The organism is Mesorhizobium sp. ISC11, from assembly GCF_037162595.1.
In the GTDB taxonomy this organism is placed as follows: domain Bacteria; phylum Pseudomonadota; class Alphaproteobacteria; order Rhizobiales; family Rhizobiaceae; genus Mesorhizobium; species Mesorhizobium ciceri.
Genome location: NZ_JAVSPW010000001.1, coordinates 1,479,120 through 1,495,958 on the forward strand (window position 1 = coordinate 1,479,120; position 16,839 = coordinate 1,495,958).

The 16,839-nt window shown below is 61.7% G+C and carries 22 protein-coding genes and 2 pseudogenes; 13 read left to right on the top strand and 11 right to left on the bottom strand.

Annotated elements, in window-relative coordinates; translation table 11 throughout:
* The first annotated feature begins 4 nt into the window (after positions 1–4).
* The 5 genes and pseudogenes from RPF88_RS07515 to RPF88_RS07535 all read left to right on the top strand — a co-directional run bounded on the left by RPF88_RS07515 (position 5) and on the right by RPF88_RS07535 (position 3,931).
* Positions 5–723: pseudogene (locus RPF88_RS07515) on the top strand (ABC transporter permease).
* Positions 720–1,541: an ABC transporter permease gene (locus tag RPF88_RS07520; RefSeq protein ID WP_024503307.1), complete on the top strand. Its 822-nt coding sequence runs from the start codon at positions 720–722 to the stop codon at positions 1,539–1,541. Before RPF88_RS07515 ends, RPF88_RS07520 begins: the two are co-directional and overlap by 4 nt.
* A gap of 112 nt (positions 1,542–1,653) precedes the next feature.
* A complete protein-coding gene (locus RPF88_RS07525) occupies positions 1,654–2,523 on the top strand; it encodes an NAD(P)-dependent oxidoreductase (RefSeq protein ID WP_024503308.1) in 870 nt (289 codons plus the stop codon).
* A 9-nt stretch (positions 2,524–2,532) separates the two neighbouring features.
* A complete protein-coding gene (locus tag RPF88_RS07530; RefSeq protein ID WP_337122081.1) occupies positions 2,533–3,237 on the top strand; it encodes a DNA alkylation repair protein in 705 nt (234 codons plus the stop codon).
* A 124-nt stretch (positions 3,238–3,361) separates the two neighbouring features.
* A complete protein-coding gene (locus tag RPF88_RS07535; protein ID WP_337122082.1) occupies positions 3,362–3,931 on the top strand; it encodes a DUF3299 domain-containing protein in 570 nt (189 codons plus the stop codon).
* A 27-nt stretch (positions 3,932–3,958) separates the two neighbouring features.
* On the opposite strand, the gene RPF88_RS07540 is transcribed toward RPF88_RS07535, so the two are convergent.
* From RPF88_RS07540 to RPF88_RS07555, 4 genes are all read right to left on the bottom strand, one after another.
* A complete protein-coding gene (locus tag RPF88_RS07540; protein ID WP_006205209.1) occupies positions 3,959–4,450 on the bottom strand; it encodes an Lrp/AsnC family transcriptional regulator in 492 nt (163 codons plus the stop codon).
* A gap of 108 nt (positions 4,451–4,558) precedes the next feature.
* Positions 4,559–5,239, bottom strand: a complete 681-nt coding sequence (locus RPF88_RS07545) for a uracil-DNA glycosylase family protein (protein ID WP_013531711.1) — start codon at positions 5,237–5,239, stop codon at positions 4,559–4,561.
* Positions 5,179–5,790, bottom strand: a complete 612-nt coding sequence (locus RPF88_RS07550; RefSeq protein ID WP_013531712.1) for a glutathione S-transferase — start codon at positions 5,788–5,790, stop codon at positions 5,179–5,181. The genes RPF88_RS07545 and RPF88_RS07550 overlap by 61 nt, the downstream gene beginning before the upstream one ends.
* A gap of 43 nt (positions 5,791–5,833) precedes the next feature.
* Positions 5,834–6,454, bottom strand: a complete 621-nt coding sequence (locus RPF88_RS07555) for a thermonuclease family protein (RefSeq protein ID WP_337122083.1) — start codon at positions 6,452–6,454, stop codon at positions 5,834–5,836.
* A 75-nt stretch (positions 6,455–6,529) separates the two neighbouring features.
* Between RPF88_RS07555 and RPF88_RS07560 the strand changes: the two genes are divergently transcribed.
* Both RPF88_RS07560 and RPF88_RS07565 read left to right on the top strand, forming a co-directional pair.
* Entirely contained in the window at positions 6,530–8,050 is a 1,521-nt protein-coding gene (locus RPF88_RS07560) for a sensor histidine kinase (RefSeq protein WP_024503313.1), read from the top strand.
* 21 nt (positions 8,051–8,071) lie between these two features.
* On the top strand, positions 8,072–8,632 hold the full coding sequence (locus RPF88_RS07565; RefSeq protein WP_245321841.1) for a GNAT family N-acetyltransferase: 561 nt from the start codon (positions 8,072–8,074) through the stop codon (positions 8,630–8,632).
* Between the two features lie 12 nt (positions 8,633–8,644).
* Here RPF88_RS07565 and RPF88_RS07570 read toward each other — a convergent pair whose 3' ends face one another.
* Complete coding sequence (locus RPF88_RS07570) at positions 8,645–9,643, bottom strand: nicotinate-nucleotide--dimethylbenzimidazole phosphoribosyltransferase (RefSeq protein WP_337122084.1); 999 nt, start codon at positions 9,641–9,643, stop codon at positions 8,645–8,647.
* Between the two features lie 197 nt (positions 9,644–9,840).
* Here RPF88_RS07570 and RPF88_RS07575 point away from each other — a divergent pair, with 197 nt between their 5' ends.
* On the top strand, positions 9,841–10,074 hold the full coding sequence (locus RPF88_RS07575) for a DUF1289 domain-containing protein (protein WP_024503316.1): 234 nt from the start codon (positions 9,841–9,843) through the stop codon (positions 10,072–10,074).
* Between the two features lie 7 nt (positions 10,075–10,081).
* Entirely contained in the window at positions 10,082–10,786 is a 705-nt protein-coding gene (locus RPF88_RS07580) for a TIGR02281 family clan AA aspartic protease (RefSeq protein ID WP_013531717.1), read from the top strand.
* A 10-nt stretch (positions 10,787–10,796) separates the two neighbouring features.
* On the opposite strand, the gene dusA is transcribed toward RPF88_RS07580, so the two are convergent.
* A complete protein-coding gene (gene dusA / locus RPF88_RS07585) occupies positions 10,797–11,792 on the bottom strand; it encodes a tRNA dihydrouridine(20/20a) synthase DusA (RefSeq protein WP_337122085.1) in 996 nt (331 codons plus the stop codon).
* 128 nt (positions 11,793–11,920) lie between these two features.
* On the opposite strand from dusA, the gene RPF88_RS07590 reads away from it, so the two are divergent.
* The 3 genes and pseudogenes from RPF88_RS07590 (at position 11,921) to RPF88_RS07600 (ending at position 13,754) form a co-directional block, all read left to right on the top strand.
* On the top strand, positions 11,921–13,009 hold the full coding sequence (locus RPF88_RS07590; RefSeq protein WP_337122086.1) for a site-specific integrase: 1,089 nt from the start codon (positions 11,921–11,923) through the stop codon (positions 13,007–13,009).
* Positions 12,990–13,118: pseudogene (locus tag RPF88_RS07595) on the top strand (zinc-binding alcohol dehydrogenase family protein); the annotation flags it as partial. The gene RPF88_RS07590 and the pseudogene RPF88_RS07595, both read left to right, overlap by 20 nt.
* Before the next feature lie 411 nt (positions 13,119–13,529).
* Positions 13,530–13,754: a hypothetical protein gene (locus RPF88_RS07600; protein WP_337122087.1), complete on the top strand. Its 225-nt coding sequence runs from the start codon at positions 13,530–13,532 to the stop codon at positions 13,752–13,754.
* A gap of 27 nt (positions 13,755–13,781) precedes the next feature.
* On the opposite strand, the gene RPF88_RS07605 is transcribed toward RPF88_RS07600, so the two are convergent.
* The 3 genes from RPF88_RS07605 to RPF88_RS07615 all read right to left on the bottom strand — a co-directional run bounded on the left by RPF88_RS07605 (position 13,782) and on the right by RPF88_RS07615 (position 15,581).
* Positions 13,782–13,997: a hypothetical protein gene (locus RPF88_RS07605; protein ID WP_337122088.1), complete on the bottom strand. Its 216-nt coding sequence runs from the start codon at positions 13,995–13,997 to the stop codon at positions 13,782–13,784.
* A gap of 88 nt (positions 13,998–14,085) precedes the next feature.
* Complete coding sequence (locus RPF88_RS07610; protein ID WP_337122089.1) at positions 14,086–15,096, bottom strand: sensor histidine kinase; 1,011 nt, start codon at positions 15,094–15,096, stop codon at positions 14,086–14,088.
* A gap of 71 nt (positions 15,097–15,167) precedes the next feature.
* The gene (locus RPF88_RS07615) at positions 15,168–15,581 is read right to left on the bottom strand and encodes a hypothetical protein (RefSeq protein ID WP_337122090.1); all 414 of its coding nucleotides are present in this window, start codon (positions 15,579–15,581) and stop codon (positions 15,168–15,170) included.
* A 255-nt stretch (positions 15,582–15,836) separates the two neighbouring features.
* Between RPF88_RS07615 and RPF88_RS07620 the strand changes: the two genes are divergently transcribed.
* Positions 15,837–16,013 (top strand): hypothetical protein, encoded by a 177-nt coding sequence (locus RPF88_RS07620; protein ID WP_337122091.1) that lies wholly within the window; start codon positions 15,837–15,839, stop codon positions 16,011–16,013.
* 14 nt (positions 16,014–16,027) lie between these two features.
* Here RPF88_RS07620 and RPF88_RS07625 read toward each other — a convergent pair whose 3' ends face one another.
* Positions 16,028–16,240 (bottom strand): hypothetical protein, encoded by a 213-nt coding sequence (locus RPF88_RS07625; protein ID WP_337122092.1) that lies wholly within the window; start codon positions 16,238–16,240, stop codon positions 16,028–16,030.
* A gap of 113 nt (positions 16,241–16,353) precedes the next feature.
* Positions 16,354–16,815 carry a hypothetical protein gene (locus RPF88_RS07630; RefSeq protein WP_337122093.1) on the bottom strand — a complete coding sequence of 154 codons (462 nt, stop codon included), beginning with the start codon at positions 16,813–16,815 and terminating at the stop codon, positions 16,354–16,356.
* Positions 16,816–16,839 lie beyond the last annotated feature (24 nt).

The following is a 16,839-nucleotide window of genomic DNA, read 5'->3' on the forward strand; positions in this document are numbered from 1 at the left end:
GTCGATGCCAGCCCAGAGCATATGGACACTTCTCAGTTGGGGACCTGAAGGCTGGCTTGACGATATTGCCTATGGCGCACTGATCACCATTGCGTTGGCGCTTGCCACGCTGCCCATCGGATTGACGATCGGCTTTTTCATTGCACTCGCCAAGCAGTCCGAAGAACCGTCGCTGCGCCTTGCCGCCAACATCTACACCACCGTCTTTCGCGGCCTGCCGGAACTGGTGACGCTCTTCCTGTTCTTTTTCGGCATGCCGATCCTGCTGCAGCATCTCGTCAGGTATTTCCGGCCTGACGTCACCATCGACGTCAACAGCTTTGTCGCCGGCATGATCGTGCTTGCACTGATCTTCTCCTCCTATGCCAGTGAGGTTTTCCTTTCCGCCTTCCGCGCCATTCCCAAAGGCCAGTATGAGGGCGGCTACGCCATCGGTCTTTCGAACTGGCTGACCATGCGCAAGGTGATCGTGCCGCAGCTGTTGCGCATCGCGTTCCTGGACTGGAGAACTGCTGGCTCAGCCTGCTCAAGGACACGTCGCTGGTGTCGGTCGTCGGCCTGGCCGAGACGCTGCGCAATGCCAGCATTGCGGCCCGCGTCACCAAGCACGCTTTCCTGTTCTTCGGCGTCGCCTCGCTGGTCTTTCTTGGCCTTGCCGTCCTGTCGTCCTTCGCCACCAACGCGATCCTGCGCTCGCTTGGCCGGCGGGAGGCGCAGCGATGAGCGCCACGGCCACCATGGTCGAACGTCCGCCGCCACGGGCGCGCGGCTGGCCGCGCAGGCGTATCGCCGGTTACGCGCTGGTGGGCCTATGGATTTTGTTCGGTATCGGCATCGTCAGCTATCTCTTCCTTGCCTGGAATCCCGATTTCTTTGCCAAATATGCGCCGGCTTATCTGAGCGGGCTTGGGGTCACGCTGGCGCTGGTTTCCATATCGATGGTACTCGGCGCGATCCTGTCGGTGCCCGTCGCTTACGGGCGCATGTCCAGCAACCGGATCCTGTCCGGCCTCGCCTATTGCTACGTCTATTTCTTCCGCGGCACGCCGCTGCTGGTCCAGACCTATCTGGTCTACTACGGATTGGGTTCGTTCCGCGTCGAACTCCAGTCGGTCGGCCTCTGGGATTTTTTCAAGGACGCGTTCAATTGCGGCGTCTTTGCCTTTGCGCTCAACACGGCCGCCTACCAGGCGGAGATTCTGCGCGGCGCCATAGAGAGCGTGCCAAGAGGGCAATGGGAAGGGGCGGCCTCGCTTGGCCTGCATAAGCTGCAGACGTTGCGCAAGATCATCCTGCCGCAAGCCTTGATCGTCGCCTTGCGGCCCTATGGCAACGAACTGATCCTGATGGTCAAGGCGTCCGCGATCGTCGCCATCATCACGGTCTACGATCTGATGGGCAATGCCAAGCTCGCCTTCGCCAACTCGTTCGACATCCAGGCCTATATCTGGGTCGCCCTCGTCTATCTGGTGATGGTCGAGATATTGCGGCATGGCGTCGAATGGATCGAGCGCCGGATCACCGTTCACCTGAAACGCTGACGATTTTCAATTCGGCTGCACCAGTCGATCAGGCTATACGCGTCTTGACGAATTGAGCGCAGAGCCTAGAGCTTTCGCAGCAAATTCCGTTTCCATTCTGAAGGGCAAGCTCATGGCATCTGTGGCATTTCTCGGTCTTGGCGTGATGGGCTATCCGATGGCCGGACACTTGAAGAACAAGGGCGGCCATGACGTCACCGTCTACAACCGCACCAAGGCCAAGGCCGAGCAATGGGTTGGCCAGCATGGCGGTAGCCTGGCGGCGACCCCTGCGCAGGCCGCCGAGGGCAAGGATTTTGTGTTCTCCTGTGTCGGCAATGACGACGATCTGCGTTCGGTGACGACTGGTCCGGAAGGCGCCTTCAAATCGATGAAGAAGGGTTCGGTCTTCATCGACAATACCACCGCCTCGGCCGAGGTCGCTCGCGAGCTGGCGGCGGCGGCGCTAGCCGGCGGGTTTTCGTTTCTCGATGCGCCGGTCTCGGGCGGCCAGGCCGGCGCCGAGAACGGCGTGCTGACCGTGATGGTCGGCGGCGAGCAGGACGCTTTCGACAAAGCGAAGCCCGTCATCGACGCTTTTGCCCGCATGGTCGGCTTGATGGGGTCGGCCGGTGCCGGCCAGCTCACCAAAATGATCAACCAGATCACCATAGCCGGTCTCGTCCAGGGCTTGGCCGAAGGCATCCATTTCGGCAAGAAGGCCGGGCTCGACATCGAGAAGGTGATCGAGGTGATTTCCAAGGGCGCCGCGGGCTCCTGGCAGATGGAGAACCGCCACAAGACGATGAACGCCGGCAAATATGATTTCGGCTTCGCCGTCGACTGGATGCGCAAGGATCTCGGCATCTGCCTGGCCGAGGCCGACCGCAATGGCGCCAGACTGCCGGTCACCGCACTCGTCGACCAGTTCTACAAGGATGTGCAGGCGATGGGCGGCAAGCGCTGGGACACGTCCTCGCTGCTCGCCCGTCTCGAAAAATAGGTCTCTGCCGTGGCAGAGCTCTCGCCTCAATCCAGTGCCGCGGAAATCGTCGCCCATCTTCGCGCCATCGGATCCGAGCAGAACCGCCTCGGGATGTTGCACTACGGCATCAAGATCGACCGTGCACTTGGCATCTCGCACGGCATGCAGCGGCAGATCGCGCGGACGATCAAACGCAACCACGAGCGCGCCTTCGAGCTATGGGACAGCGGCATCATGGAGGCGCAGTTCATTGCCTCCGTCACGGCTGACCCGAAACGGTTTTCTGCTGAAGATGCAAGGCGATGGGCGGCTAGTTTCGACTCCTGGGACATCGTCGACGGCGTCTCGGATCTCTTTGTCGATACGGACGCCTGGAAAGAACTGATCGCCGAGTTTGCGGCCGACGAGCGGGAGTTCGTTCGGCGCACGGCCTTCGCCATGATGGCCTGGTCTGTCGTCCACCGGAAGCAGGAGCCAGGGGCGACCTTCCTCTCCTTCCTGCCGATCATCGAAACGCACGCGAACGACAGCCGCAATTTCGTGAAGAAAGCCGTGAACTGGGCGCTTCGGTCGATCGGTAAGCGATCGATGAACATGCACGGTGCCGCCCTGGCTGTCGCCGAACGACTGGCGCAGTCGGCAGACAAGACGGCGCGCTGGATCGGCAAGGACGCCGTAAGGGAGCTGACCAATGCCGAGACGCTCGCGCGGATCGCCGCCAGGAAAGGCTGACGGCGCGCGTTCCGCCATGTCAGGATCTCGCCGACATGTGAAGTGGCTGCCGACATGTGATGCGCCTCGAGCGTTGACGTCTTTGGCAGCGGCGTCTTTACTTGAGGCTCAAAGGAAGCGGCCGATGAGCAATCCTCTAAAATCAACCCTGGCGCTCGCTGCCGCTTTGTTTGTGTCCGCTGCCGCCGATGCCTCGGCCGAGACTGCGCACATATTCTGGAAGGATCTGCGTCCGGCTACGCAATCCGCCGCCGAAAACGTCGGGCTGCCGATGATCGCGGCAAAATTGCCCGACCATGGCGAAACGCTGTCCGTCAATCTTCAGGACAAAAGCATTCAGCTAGCCGGCTACGCATTGCCGGTCGATCGCGACGGTGATCTTGTCTACCAGTTCCTGCTGGTACCCTGGACGGGTGCCTGCAGTCACATGCCGACGCCGCCGCCCAACCAGATTGTCTTGGTTACGCCGGCCCGTCCCTACAAGATGTCTGAGGCCTATCAGCCTGTAGCGGTCACCGGCGCGCTGAAGCCGGACATGGAGAAGAGCCAGCTGTTCATCCTCGACGGCGTCAGCATCATCCGGTCTGGCTACAGCGTGCGCAAGGCAGATGTGGTGAGCGTCGAGACCGTGCCGGATACGATCACGCTGCCGGTGAACTCACCCTGGAGTTTCCTCAACAAAAAGAAGAACTAAGCGAGATGACTTTATGTGACGTTCAGCTCAGGCAGCGTTGGCACCCGATTCCTTGTCCAGAACCATGTAGTCGAGCGGGATTTCGGTCGTGTACTTGATCTGCTCCATGGCGAAGGACGACGACACGTCACGAATTTCGATCTTGGCAATCAGCCGCTTGTAGAAGGCGTCATAGGCGGCGATGTCGGGCACCACGACGCGCAGGAGATAATCGACGTCGCCGCTCATGCGGTAGAACTCGACCACCTCGGGAAACTCCTGGATGACTTCCGAGAAACGCCGCAGCCATTCATGGCTATGCGAATTGGTGCGGATCGACACGAAGACGGTGACGCGCACATTGACCTTTTCATGGTCGAGAATGGCAACGCGCCGCTTGATGACGCCCTCTTCCTCGAGCTTCTGGATGCGTCTCCAGCAAGGCGTCGTCGACAGCCCGACTTTCTTGGCGACATCGGCGACCGCGAGTGTCGCGTCCTCCTGCAAGAGGCGGAGAATTTTTCTATCGAGGCGATCCATATCGTGCTCCCAAGGGAATAGAATGCCTATACTCTGCCTTATCCAGGCCTTTCACAAGAAAGAAATTCTGCTGATCGGTCAAAAAGCGAGTGATTTCTTGCTGAAAGGTCAGCCGAGGCGATAGCGGATTTCCGAACGCAGAAAAGGCAGCAAATCCATTTCAAACCACGGATTCTTCTTCAGCCAGCCCGTGTTGCGCCACGAGGGATGCGGCAGCGGCAGCACTTTCGGACCGATGGAATTCTCCCAGATGGAGCGCCAGTCCATGACCGTTTCCGTCAGTGAGGGCCGGCGCGCCGCACCCATGTGCCAGGACTGCGCGTAGATACCGATCGTCAGCACCAGATCGATCCGTGGCATAGAGGCCATCAAAGGTGCGCGCCAGGCCGCCGCGCATTCGCGCCTCGGCGGCAGATCTCCCCCCTTGGCATCCTGGCCGGGAAAGCAGAAGCCCATCGGGACGATTGCGAATTTTTCGATGTCGTAGAATTCGTCGCTCGTCACGCCAAGCCAGCTGCGCAGGCGGTCGCCGGAAGCGTCGGTGAACGGCATGCCCGACAGATGCACCTTGGTGCCGGGCGCCTGGCTGGCGATCAGGATCCGGGCGGTGGATGATGGGCGCAGCACTGGTCGCGGCTCATGCGGCAACGGCTTGCCGGCCGGATTTTCCACGCAGATGCGGCAGGCGCGGACCCTGGCGACGAGGTTTTCGAGTTCGGCAGTCATTCTCAGGCTGATGCGCTCGGCCGGCTGGAAACGGCTTGATGCCAGCGCAACACATTCGCGCACTCATCCGGTACCTTGATGCGTGCCGGCTTCATGAAGTCGACAGCGATCAGGCCGGTGATGTCGGCGATCGAATAGCTGTCACCGGCGATGAACTCCCGGCTGCCCAGTTCGCCGTCCAGCAGCCTGAGGAACGCCACGGCCTTCGGCTTGTTGGCCTCACCCCAATCAGGGACCTGCGGGATTTCCCATTCCTTCATGGCAGGATGGATGTGCCGGAAGGCCTGCGTGACGCAGCTGAGTAAATTGAATTCCATCCGCCTCTGCCACATCTCGACCTGCGCCTTGCCGAGTGCGCCACGCCCGAACAAAGCGGGCTCCGGATGCAGTTCCTCGAAATAGCGGCAGATGGCGACGGATTCGGTGATGACGGTGCCGTCGTCGAGTTCCAGCACCGGCAGACGCTGCAAGGGGTTGCGCGAGCTGACCGCCTGTTGCCTGTGTTCCAACGCGCCCATATCGATGGGCACCTGCGCAACCTCGATGCCTTTCTCGGCCAGGAAAACGCGGACCCGCCTTGGATTGGGCGCCCGGCCACCGTCGAAGAGCTTCATTCCATCCTCCTGTTCGTCCTCGGTTCCAGTTCCAGGATGCGCATCACCAGAAGCGAAAAATCTCGCGCACGGCATCGCCGATCGACGCCAGTGTGCCGTGCTTCTTCTCGACGACTTCGCCGTGATGGCTGTCTCGCCAATTCTGCGGCTGATCGAACGTTCCCGCCCAGATGCCGGCCTTTGCCGCGCGGGCGATGGCTTCCTCGCTCTCGAAGTCGCCATAGGCAACCGCCCAGCTCGCCTCGACCTGCGCGCGGTTGAGATCCTTGCCGCCGGCGGTGCAGTCGCCGAGCAGCCGGCCATAACGATCACGCTGCCAGCCGGTACAAGAGACGGGCTTGCCGGCGATCAGGCGAACGAGCGACTGACGCGCAAGCGTGCCGCAGGAATAGTCCGCGCCGTTCTTGCGGCAGGTCTGCGTATATTCCGGAGCATCGATGCCGCGCATGCGGATACGCTCGGTGCCAAGCGTGATCGAATCGCCGTCGTTGATGATTGCCACGCCTTGCGTCTTGCGTGTCTCCACCCGGTCGAGGCGGGCCGCCAGCAGGATCAGCAGTCCGAGGATGATGACGGCAAGCCCGTAATCCACCAGCCGGCGCCACAGGCTTCTGGGGCGCGCAACGTATCGCCGGCGCGGCCTCGGCGACCATGAACGGCTCATATGGCAAACGGTTGGTTAATCATTCGAACGTAGCTTAACACTTGGAAACCGCTGCTCGCATAAATTGAAGTTTTGATGCCCTTGCAACGCTCGAACACAGCGGACAAGTTCATTGTGGACCGCAGGAAACGCCATCGCAACAGCGATGTCGCGCGCGCGGTGCGCAAGACGCGTGACCGTCTTTCGCAGCAGGCCGGCAATCCCGATTTCGATCGCGAACTGCTGAAGCTGCATGCCCGAGCGATGACAAGCGGCGCCATCGCCATCCCGCTTCTCGTGCTGGCGATTGCCGCGGGTGGCCGGCTGGCCGGAATCGGCAATGAGATCGGGCTTTGGGCGCTGTTCACGCTAACCTGCTACACTATCGTTGCCTTCATGGCGCGGCGCATCGAGCGCACTGAAGCTTCCGAGCTCAACCCTTTGCAAGCACGGCGGGAATTCCTGATCGGCCATTTCCTGTGCGGTCTCGGCTGGGCTTGGTTCGTGTGGCTTGGCTGCAGCGTCTGCGAGGTCGATCCGTTCCACATCGTCAAGGCCGTGGTGCTGTTGTTCGCCATGGCGGCGACCGCGGTGATGACCTCGTCTCTGCGGGGCGCGCTGCTGGCGACCTTTGCCGTTCCCGTGGCGCTCTACGCCTATGCCGGCGCCAAGCTATGGATGCCGGTCGAGGCGATCATGGCCGCGCTGCTGGTCGTGTCGCTGCCGTTTTTCGCCTATGTGGCCCGTCATCTGAACCACTCGTCCTTGATGATGCTGTCGTTCCGCTCCGAAAAGGATGCGCTGATCGCCGAACTGGAGACGGCGAAATCGATGTCGGACGAAGCGCGGCGGCGGGCCGAGGACGCCAATCTGGCGAAATCGCGGTTCCTCGCCTCGATGAGCCACGAATTGCGCACGCCGCTCAACGCCATTCTCGGTTTTTCCGAGGTGATGTCGAACGAGGTGCTGGGACCGATGAGCAATCCCACCTATCGTGACTACGCTCATGACGTGCACGAATCCGGCCAGCATCTGCTCGACCTGATCAACGAGATTCTCGACCTGTCACGCATCGAGGCCGGCCGCTACCAGCTCAATGAAGAACCGGTGATGCTGCTTGGTATCGTCGAGGACTGCTGTCACATGATGGAGTTGAGGGCGCGCAACAAGGATATCCGTGTCGTCCAGGATTTCGAGCACGAGCTGCCTCGGCTGTTCGCCGATGAACGGGCCGTGCGGCAGATCACGCTCAACCTTCTGTCGAACGCGATAAAATTCACCGCCACCGGCGGCGAAATCCGCGTCCGTGTCGGTTGGACGGCGGGCGGCGGACAATACATTTCGATCAAGGACAATGGCCCGGGCATACCGGAAGATGAGATCCCGATCGTGCTTTCCGCCTTCGGCCAGGGCTCCATCGCCATCAAGAGCGCCGAGCAAGGCACCGGGCTTGGCCTGCCGATCGTGCAAGGGCTGCTCGCAATGCATGGCGGCGAGTTCGAACTTCATTCCAAGCTGCGCGAAGGCACCGAGGCGATCGCCATCTTCCCGCTGAGCCGGGTGATGGAGGAATTGCCAGCATTGCCGACCGCGGCGGTGGCGGCTCGACGGCGGTAGGCGTCGCGGCGGACTGTGTCGATGGCCAGCAAGAAGGACGGCACCCCACGATGGCAGAAGGTGACTGGCATGGTCGGTGGCATAGACATCAACTCGGACCGCCTTCGCTTGAGGCTGTTTACAGCCGACGACGCTGAAGACCTCTTTGTCGCCATCACTCCCGCCATCACCCGTTTCATGCAGTGGGAGCCACCTCGATCACTGGCGGCCTTTGCCGAAGTATGGCGATCCTGGCTGGCGCCAATCCAGGACGGATCGGATTTGCACTTTGTTGTGCGTGCCTTGGCGGACGCTCGCTGTCTGGGGCTTGTCGGCCTTCATGCAGCGAAGACCGTGTGTCCCGAACTCGGGATCTGGATCAGAGAGGACGCTCAAGGAAACGGCATTGGCCAAGAGGCAATTGCTGCTGTCGCGGAGTGGGCCTCGGAGGCGCTCGAACCGGACTGCTTCGAATATCCGGTTGCCGAAAGGAACGTGGCCAGCAGAAGAATAGCGGAACGCCTTGGAGGCGTAATAGTCGGCAGCCGCTCCAACCCAAAATACAACGCCGTCGTCTATCGTATTCCCAATCTCCGGCGCTAGCAGGTCAAGACGCTAACCGCGTACCGCCGCAGCCATGCCCGAACTGGTCAGCGCGGCGGCCTTGACCAGACCCGCGGCAAGGGCGGCCCCTGCCCCTTCGCCATGGCTGATGCCCAGATCAAGCAACGGGCGCAGCCCGAGCCGTTGGGCGGCGCGTGCATGCGCGGGTTCCGGCGACAGGCTGGCCAGCAGGCAATGGTCGAGCGCGGCGGGATTGACGCCATGCAGTACCGCTGCGGCTGCCGTTGCCGCCAATCCGTCGAGCAGCACCGGGATATTCTGCATCCGCGCGGCCAGGATGGCGCCGGCGATCGCTGCGAATTCCCGGCCGCCGACCCGGCGCAGCGCCTCGAGCGGGTCGCCGAGATGGCCGTCATGAAAAGCCAGCGCCGCATCGACCACGTCGGCCTTGCGTGCCTGCATCGCCGCATCGGCGCCTGACCCCGGGCCGACCCAATCGGCGCCCCTGCCCCCGAACAACGCCGCAAACAGGGTGGCGGCGACGGTGGAGTTGCCGACGCCGAGATCGCCGAGACACAAAAGGTCGGTGCCGCCGGCGATCGCTTCCATGCCGAAGGCCATGGTGGCGGCACAGCCACGCTCGTCCAGCGCGGCGTCCTCGGTGAGGTCGGCGGTCGGGATGTGCAGGGCAAGATCGAAAACCTTCAGCCCGAGATCGTAGGCAATGCAGATCTGGTTGATCGCGGCACCTCCGGCGGCGCAAAGTTCGACCGCGGCGGCGGTCGCCGCCACCGGCAGTGGCGAAATGCCGTGGCGCGTGACGCCGTGATTGCCGGCAAAGACCGCCATCAGCGGTCTTGTCACCGCGGGCGGAGCCCGCCCGCTCCAGGTGGCCAGCCAGGCGGCGATGTCTTCGATGCGGCCAAGCGAATTGCCTGGTTTGTCGGCCTTGGCAAACAGCGTGCGCACGCGGGTCTCGGCTGCCGTGTCGGCCGCCGGCAGATTGGCCAACAGGTTGCGAAAATCGTCGAAAGGCAGTGCGCTGGTCATCTTGTTATCGATCATTCCCTGGATTTGGTAAGCGGCATAGCCGCCTTGCGGGGTTGGCACAACCTCTGGGATGATGGGCCTGCATTTGCCGCAAAGCCGGCCCCGAAGGGCGCAATCGCGAGGGCTTGCATTGGCTTTGCCGTTGCACCATGTGGAGGTGGAACAAGGGATTGCGGATGGAAGCCCAAGAGAAAGTCATGACGGCCATCGAATCCCCGTGCATCCTGGTCTGTTCGATCGACATGAAAACCGGCTTCTGTTTCGGGTGCGGTCGCACGCGCGAGGAAATCGGCGCCTGGATCGGGATGACGCCGGAAACGCGCCGCAGCGTCATGGCTGAATTGCCGGCCCGGCTGGAAACGGTCGAGCGCCGGCCGCGCCGGGAAACGCGCCGCACCCGCATGGCGCGCGAACGCGACGCGCTGTCGTGAGGTGCGGATGAGCCGGTTGTTCTGGATATTGATGGCCGCGATCGGGGTGGGAGCAGTCCTGCTCATGCTCAACGATTCCGCCGGCAGCACCCTCGGCGTGGAGAACAACGATTTCAGCCGGCTGATCTGGCTCGGCGCCTTTGGCGCCCTTATCGGCGCCGGCCTGCTTCGCTCGGGCCGACCCCTGGGCGCCATGGCCCGCAACTTAGGCGCCTGGGCGGCCATCGCGCTCGCGCTGATCGCCGGCTATCAGTACCGCTATGAGCTGCAGGATGTCGCCAGCCGGGTGACCGCGGGCCTTGTTCCCGGCAGTCCGCTGGCCCTGGGTATCGAAGACGGTCACGCCACCGTAACGCTCGACAAGGCGGACAACGGCCATTTCGAAGCGCGCATCCTGGTCAACGGCAACCCGGTCCGGGCCGTGGTGGATACCGGCGCGACCAGCACCGTGCTGACGTCCGAAGACGCACAAGCCGCCGGATTCAATCCAGCGGCGCTCAACTACACCATACCGGTTTCGACCGCCAACGGCATGGCACGCGCCGCGGCCGTGAAAACCGATCAGATTGCGATCGGCGGCATCACGCGCAGGGATATGTCGGTGATGATCGCCGCACCCGGCATGCTCAGCCAGAGCCTGCTCGGCATGAACTTCATCGGTTCATTGTCGGGTTTTGACGTGCGCGGCGACCGCATGATCCTCAGGGACTGATCCCGGAATCTCAAGCCGCTTCGGCTGCCGCTCCGCCGAGTTCGACGGCCGCGAAAGCCGCCTTCAGCACGTCCGGGCCGGCGCCGGGTTTTGTCGCGTCGGTGGACAGGATCTGCCGGTAGCGGCGCGCGCCGGGCAAGCCATGGAACAGTCCGACCATGTGGCGGGTGACATGTCCAAGCCGCCCACCCAGCTCGATATGACGTGCCGCATAGTCCGCCATCGTATCGATCAGCGCGGCGAAATCGAAGGGCTCGGACTGGACGCCGTAGAAAGCGGCATCGACGCCAGCCAGAATGCCGGGCGTGTGGTAGGCGGCGCGGCCAAGCATGGCGCCGTCGACATGGCCGAGATGCGCCAACGCCTCTTCGATCGTCTGAATGCCGCCATTGATGCCAATGAATTCGTTAGGTTTTCTAGCCTTCAGCCGATAGACCCTGTTGTAGTCGAGCGGCGGGATGTCACGGTTTTCCTTGGGGCTCAGCCCTTCCAGCCACGCCTTGCGTGCATGCACCCACAATGCGTCGGCGCCGGCGTCGAAAACTCCATCCGCCAACGCATCGAGGGCCGGCTCCGGATCCTGCTCGTCGACGCCGATGCGGCATTTGACGGTCACGGGAATTGTCACCGCCGCCTTCATCGCCGCGACACAGCCGGCAACGAGGTCCGGCACCTTCATCAGGCAGGCGCCGAACGTGCCCGACTGGACGCGGTCTGACGGACAGCCGACATTGAGGTTGATCTCGTCATAGCCAAAGGCCTCGCCGATGCGCGCCGCCTCGGCAAGTTTTTCGCGATCCGAGCCGCCGAGCTGCAGCGCGACCGGATGTTCTGACGCATCGAAGCCGAGCAGCCGCTCGCGTGCGCCATGGATGACGGCGTCGGCCACCACCATCTCGGTGTAAAGCAGCGCATGGCTCGACAGCTGGCGGTGGAAGAACCGGCAATGCCGGTCCGTCCAGTCCATCATAGGCGCAACGGAAATCCTATGAGCTTGATTTATCACGCTTTTTCTCGTATTTTCAGGGCCTTAAAACGTGCACACGTTCGCCGTTTGTACGACACGATATCCGTTAGTTTTCGCATTTTGTACTCCTCCCTGTGCACACAGCGTGCACGAAAAAGAGACCACCCATGGCATCCATCAACAAGTTGGCTTCCGGCAAGTGGCGTGTGCAGGTTCGCTGCAAGGGTCACCACCTCAGCACCAGCTTCTCGCTCCGCAAGGACGCCGAGATGTGGGCGCGCCGAATTGAGCGAGAAATCGACCTGGGTCAGAAACCTGCTCCCAAGCACAAGGACGGGATCAAAACGGTCTCCGACCTAATCGACCTGCATATCGCCGATATGGCGGAAGTTGGCAAGGCGGCCGGGCGTTCGAAGGCATTCAGCCTGGACCTGCTACGAGCCAGGCTCGGAAGGCTCAACATCGCGGATCTCAATCGCGAACAGGTCATAAAGTTCGGCAAGGAACGAGCCGAGGAAGGCGCCGGACCTGTCACCGTTGGAATAGACATCGGATACATCCGGACATTGCTGGTGCACGGCGCGGCTGTGCATGGACTGCCTTATTCAGCGGAGCCGGTGGAACTTGGTCGTGTCGCCCTCACCCGCTTGGGTCTCGTTGGCAAGGGTAACGAGCGCGATCGGCGACCGACGCTTGACGAGATAGAGGCCCTGATCCGATACTTCAGAGGAAACAACTTCCAGATTATCCCCGTCGACAAGATCATCCGCTTTGCGATCGCAACCGCCATGCGGCTCGGGGAAATCTGCAACGCTACGTGGGAGGACCTCAACGACCGCAACAACACCCTGCTGATACGAGATCGCAAGGACCCACGCCACAAGAAGGGCAATCACATGCGTATCCCGCTCCTCGACGTGAGTGGTTACGACGCCCGCGCGATCCTCGAAGAGCAGCGTTTTTCCACTGAGGGAAAGGGACGCATCTTCCCCTACAATGGGAAATCGGCCGGAACTGCCTTCCGACGTGCCTGTCATGAACTTGAGATCGAGGATCTGCACTTCCACGACCTGCGTCACGAAGGCACAAGTCGCCTGTTCGAAGCTGGCTTCACCATCGAGCAGGTCGCGATGGTCACCGGGCACAAGGATTGGAAGATGCTACGCCGCTATACCCATTTGAGGCCGGAGCAACTTCATCTGATCGCGGCGAGGCTTCAACAGACATCGCTCGAGTGCCGAGCTGCAACTGGTTGACGAACGCATCGTCGGACCGGCCCCGGCGTCGCTGTCGGCGGGTGCCGCTGCGGCTCTACCGCTGACGGCGCTCACGGCCTGGGAGATGCTGTTCGATCGCTTCGACGTATTGGCGGCTCATCGACGTCGCCGGCAGCTTCTTGCGCAACCTGTGGCTCGGAAGTGGCCGCCATGGTCGAACAGGCCGTCGCCCACGATCGGCGTCAGCAACCCTGGCGCGCAGCCGGCGGGAAGCACTACGAGTTCTTGGAGGTATCACTTGAGGCCGTTGCCGCGTTTCAGTCTGCGTTTGCTAACGGCCGCTATTTCAACAATCACATCCGCAATCACGTCCCCTCGCCGCTCCAAGGCCGCGGCACTCGCTATGCTCCAAAGACATCTCGGCATTGCAACATCGCGGCTCTTGATCGCGAACGGCTCAGATGTCCTTATCGAGCGTAGCGTCCTTCAAGGCCATGAGACAGCGGCCGCTCCGCACCAATTGCCCAGGCCGAAATAATCCCATGGAGAGGATATCCCCGTGACACACGACGACGCCATGCAACTGTGCAAGACCATCGCCCATAACATGGGGCGCCTGTCCGGCATTGCCGAGCAACTTTATCGGCATGCCACCGAGGGCATGGAAACTGACGTAACGGTGCTGCGAAGGAATTCCGTGGAGGTGGTGCGCGACATGACCGGTGCCCTGGACGCGCTTCTCGACTTGGCCGAGGTGTCACCGGAGCCGAGGAAGCCGCATTGATCGACAAGAGACTTTGCCTTCTCAGCGCTACTTTTTGATGATGTTGCCATGGTTCAGGTCGAAAGCTTGCGCATCGCCGGCTTGCCTGTGGAAGTCGTCCTGCAGTTCCCCCCAGTCGCCGAGGTAGCGGCCGCAGTTGCTGCAATGGATGGGCGTATTGTCAGTGGCGTTATCGGGGATGTCCAACTGGACTGTCCCGCACGCCTTACAGTCGAGCTTATGGTCGAGCCTCTTGGGGTCCATTGGGCCAAGCCTCCTGTCAGCTCGCTTTAGCGCCCGTAACGCCAAGGGTCTAGTAAATTCACGGAGGACGCTACGGCAAGTGAACCGGCTATTGCGCGAGGCGCTCCGGCTGGACGCTCAGCGTGACGATCAAGCCCTGTTTTGACCAATCGTAGTCGATCGAACCACGCAGGTGTCCTGTGACGCTGCGCTCAACCAGCCTGCTGCCGTAGCCGGGCGCAGCCGAAGGTGTCTCGACGAGCGGGCCCCCACTTTCTGTCCAAACGATGGTCACCTTTTCGTCCTGCGCCGAGCAGGAAACATCCAGCGTCCCCGTCTCGGCCGACAGGGCACCATATTTGAGAGAATTGGTGGCAAGTTCATGGATGATAAGCGCAAGGATGGTTGCCGAGGATTCACCGACGCTCATCCGCGGCACCGACACCCGGATGCGCCCGCTAAATGCCCCCAGGTCGTCATATGGGGCCAGTAGGACCGTGAGCAGGTCGCCTAGCAGCGCTGAGGCGGCCTTGGTCTGGCCGGGCACCGGCCGTACCAGATCATGGGCGCGCCCCAAGGCCGTCAGCCGCTGGGTGAGCTCGCGCGCCATGTCGTTGGTCGTCGTCGTGGAACGGGACGTGATGGCCGTAAGACCGGAGGCGATGGTGAGCAGGTTCTTGACGCGGTGGCTCATCTCGCCGGCGAGAAGCTCACGGCCCTCCTCGGCCTGCTTACGGCCGGTCACATCAATGAAAATGCCGAACATCAGCCGCTGGACCATTCCTTCGTCGTCGCCCTGGCCCCGGGCGGAGATCCACTTGAGCTCGTCGCCGATCATGATCCTGAAATCAATCTCATAGGGGCCGACGATCGACCGGGTGGCGTTGAAGGCGGCACGCACCCGATCGCGGTCGGCCGGATGGATGTGTGCGGACAGGTCCTCGAACTTGACGTCTTTGGTGCGCGGAATGCCCCACAGGTCATAAGCCCGGTCATCCATCGCCAGCGCATCGGTGTCGACATTCCACGACCAGAGGGTCACGCCTGCGGCCTCGACAGCCCGGATGAGGTTCTTGGGTTCCCAAAGAAGCGGCTTTAGATGTTCAGCGGTGGTTGTCATTGCAACTCGCAAGAATCTCGGAAGAGCAGGACGGGTTCGATGGTTGAAACACGGTCCTTACTTACCGCAGGTCAATGAAGGTCGATGAAAAAGTCGCAGATCAGGTCCGCTACTTTGACCGCTTCGAAATCCGTCATATGCGCGGCTGTTTCCACCGCCGTCCGTTCCAGGTCGTCCTGATCGACGGCCAAAAGATCGAGGATCCGGGCGAACCTGATCTTGAGTTCCCGGTCCTTTTCGAAGTCGTTGATGGTGACCTGCAGGATGCTCTCTGTGGCGTTGATCAGGCGGGTCTGGATGCTGTCAGACGACGCCGCGAGGGTGCGTATCGCCGCGAAAAAATGCTCTCGCGCGTTGGCTTTGGTTTCGTCCATGTGAATACCTTCTTCGCTTTCAGGGCACGCCTTGGACGGGTGGCGTGAGAAGCGATTGATGAGCGCAGGAAATAGGATCGTGTTCTGCGACGCACTCACTTGGCGGCGCATGCACGGTCTCGGACCTCCCGGATGGGGAGGCAAGCGGTCCGTAGCACAGTTTTGTGCAATTACCCACCTGCGTTTGGGGGTGCACGTAACTAGACCTCCCGGCTTCGTGAGGTTTAGCCCTCCCCAAAGTCGAGGTCCATTACGCGGGGTGCGCAGGGCCCTTTTCCACAACCGGAGGTCGGTAAGTATCGCTGGAACGAATTGCGCGGCGCGCCGTTGCGTCTGCAGCTTGAAGCCAGGGAACGGGGATAATCCATGGGCGAAGACGAAGACGACGCCCGCAGGGCGGAGCGTGATCGGCTGGCAATCAGTCTGGCCAAGGAAACCGGAATCTCCGAGGCCCAGGCACGTGACCTCATCAACATGCTTGGGACTGACCGCAATTCGCTGCTGCGCGAAGCACGCCTGATATATGGCCAGCGCCTGCGCTAGACGCCCGCGCGAGATCAGTCGACCGTCGAATCGATAACCCCATAATCCACGGATTTTGCGGAGCGGTCTCTGCCGTGGCCAGAAGCATTTTGACCAAGTCGAAGCAACTCCCGCACCGCGTCGGAACGGCTCGACATTCTTCTATCGAAGCGCCACGCGTCGATAACCGCGAGTTCTTCGGAATTCAGCATGATGTGGAGACGATAAGTCCGCTTTGGAATTGTCATCCGCTCTCCCGGTGCCGTTTTAGCGATCTCATTCGGTGACCTCTGCCCTCTTCGGCGCGGCAGCGGATCGGCTGCCCCGCCTGGGGCAGCCGCATGAATGAGTATGCGGAAACTTAGGCACAGGCGAGGTCGACGTTGGCCATTGCGCCCACTCCACCTGGCGCCCGCGGACGCGGCGCGGCTGATGCCGGGCACGGAGGCGGGTCGTTATCGTCATCGGGACCGAAGAATCGGTCGCGCCGTCGCCAAGGCGCGCCACGACGTGAAGAGAACCGCCACGGCAGGACGCGGGCCGAAAATCCTTCCCCCGTTGCGGGCGTCTCATCCAAAGCCTTCAAAGCGCTCAGAATGCGCTCGACAGGAATAAGCATCCCATTGTCCAGCCGGCGTAGCGTCGGCTGATTTTCCACCGCATATGCATCGGATGCCCATGAGGCGAGCAGAGCCCGCTTCTCAGCACGGCTGAGACGTGGATGGCGGATGACCTGCTCAGGATCGTTGAGCGGGTACAAAACCGCTTCCATTTGTGGGAAGCGTTGTAAAGTATTCATCGAAATCTGGTTCTGGGTGTTCATCTCCGTTCCCCGCAATCTAGGCCT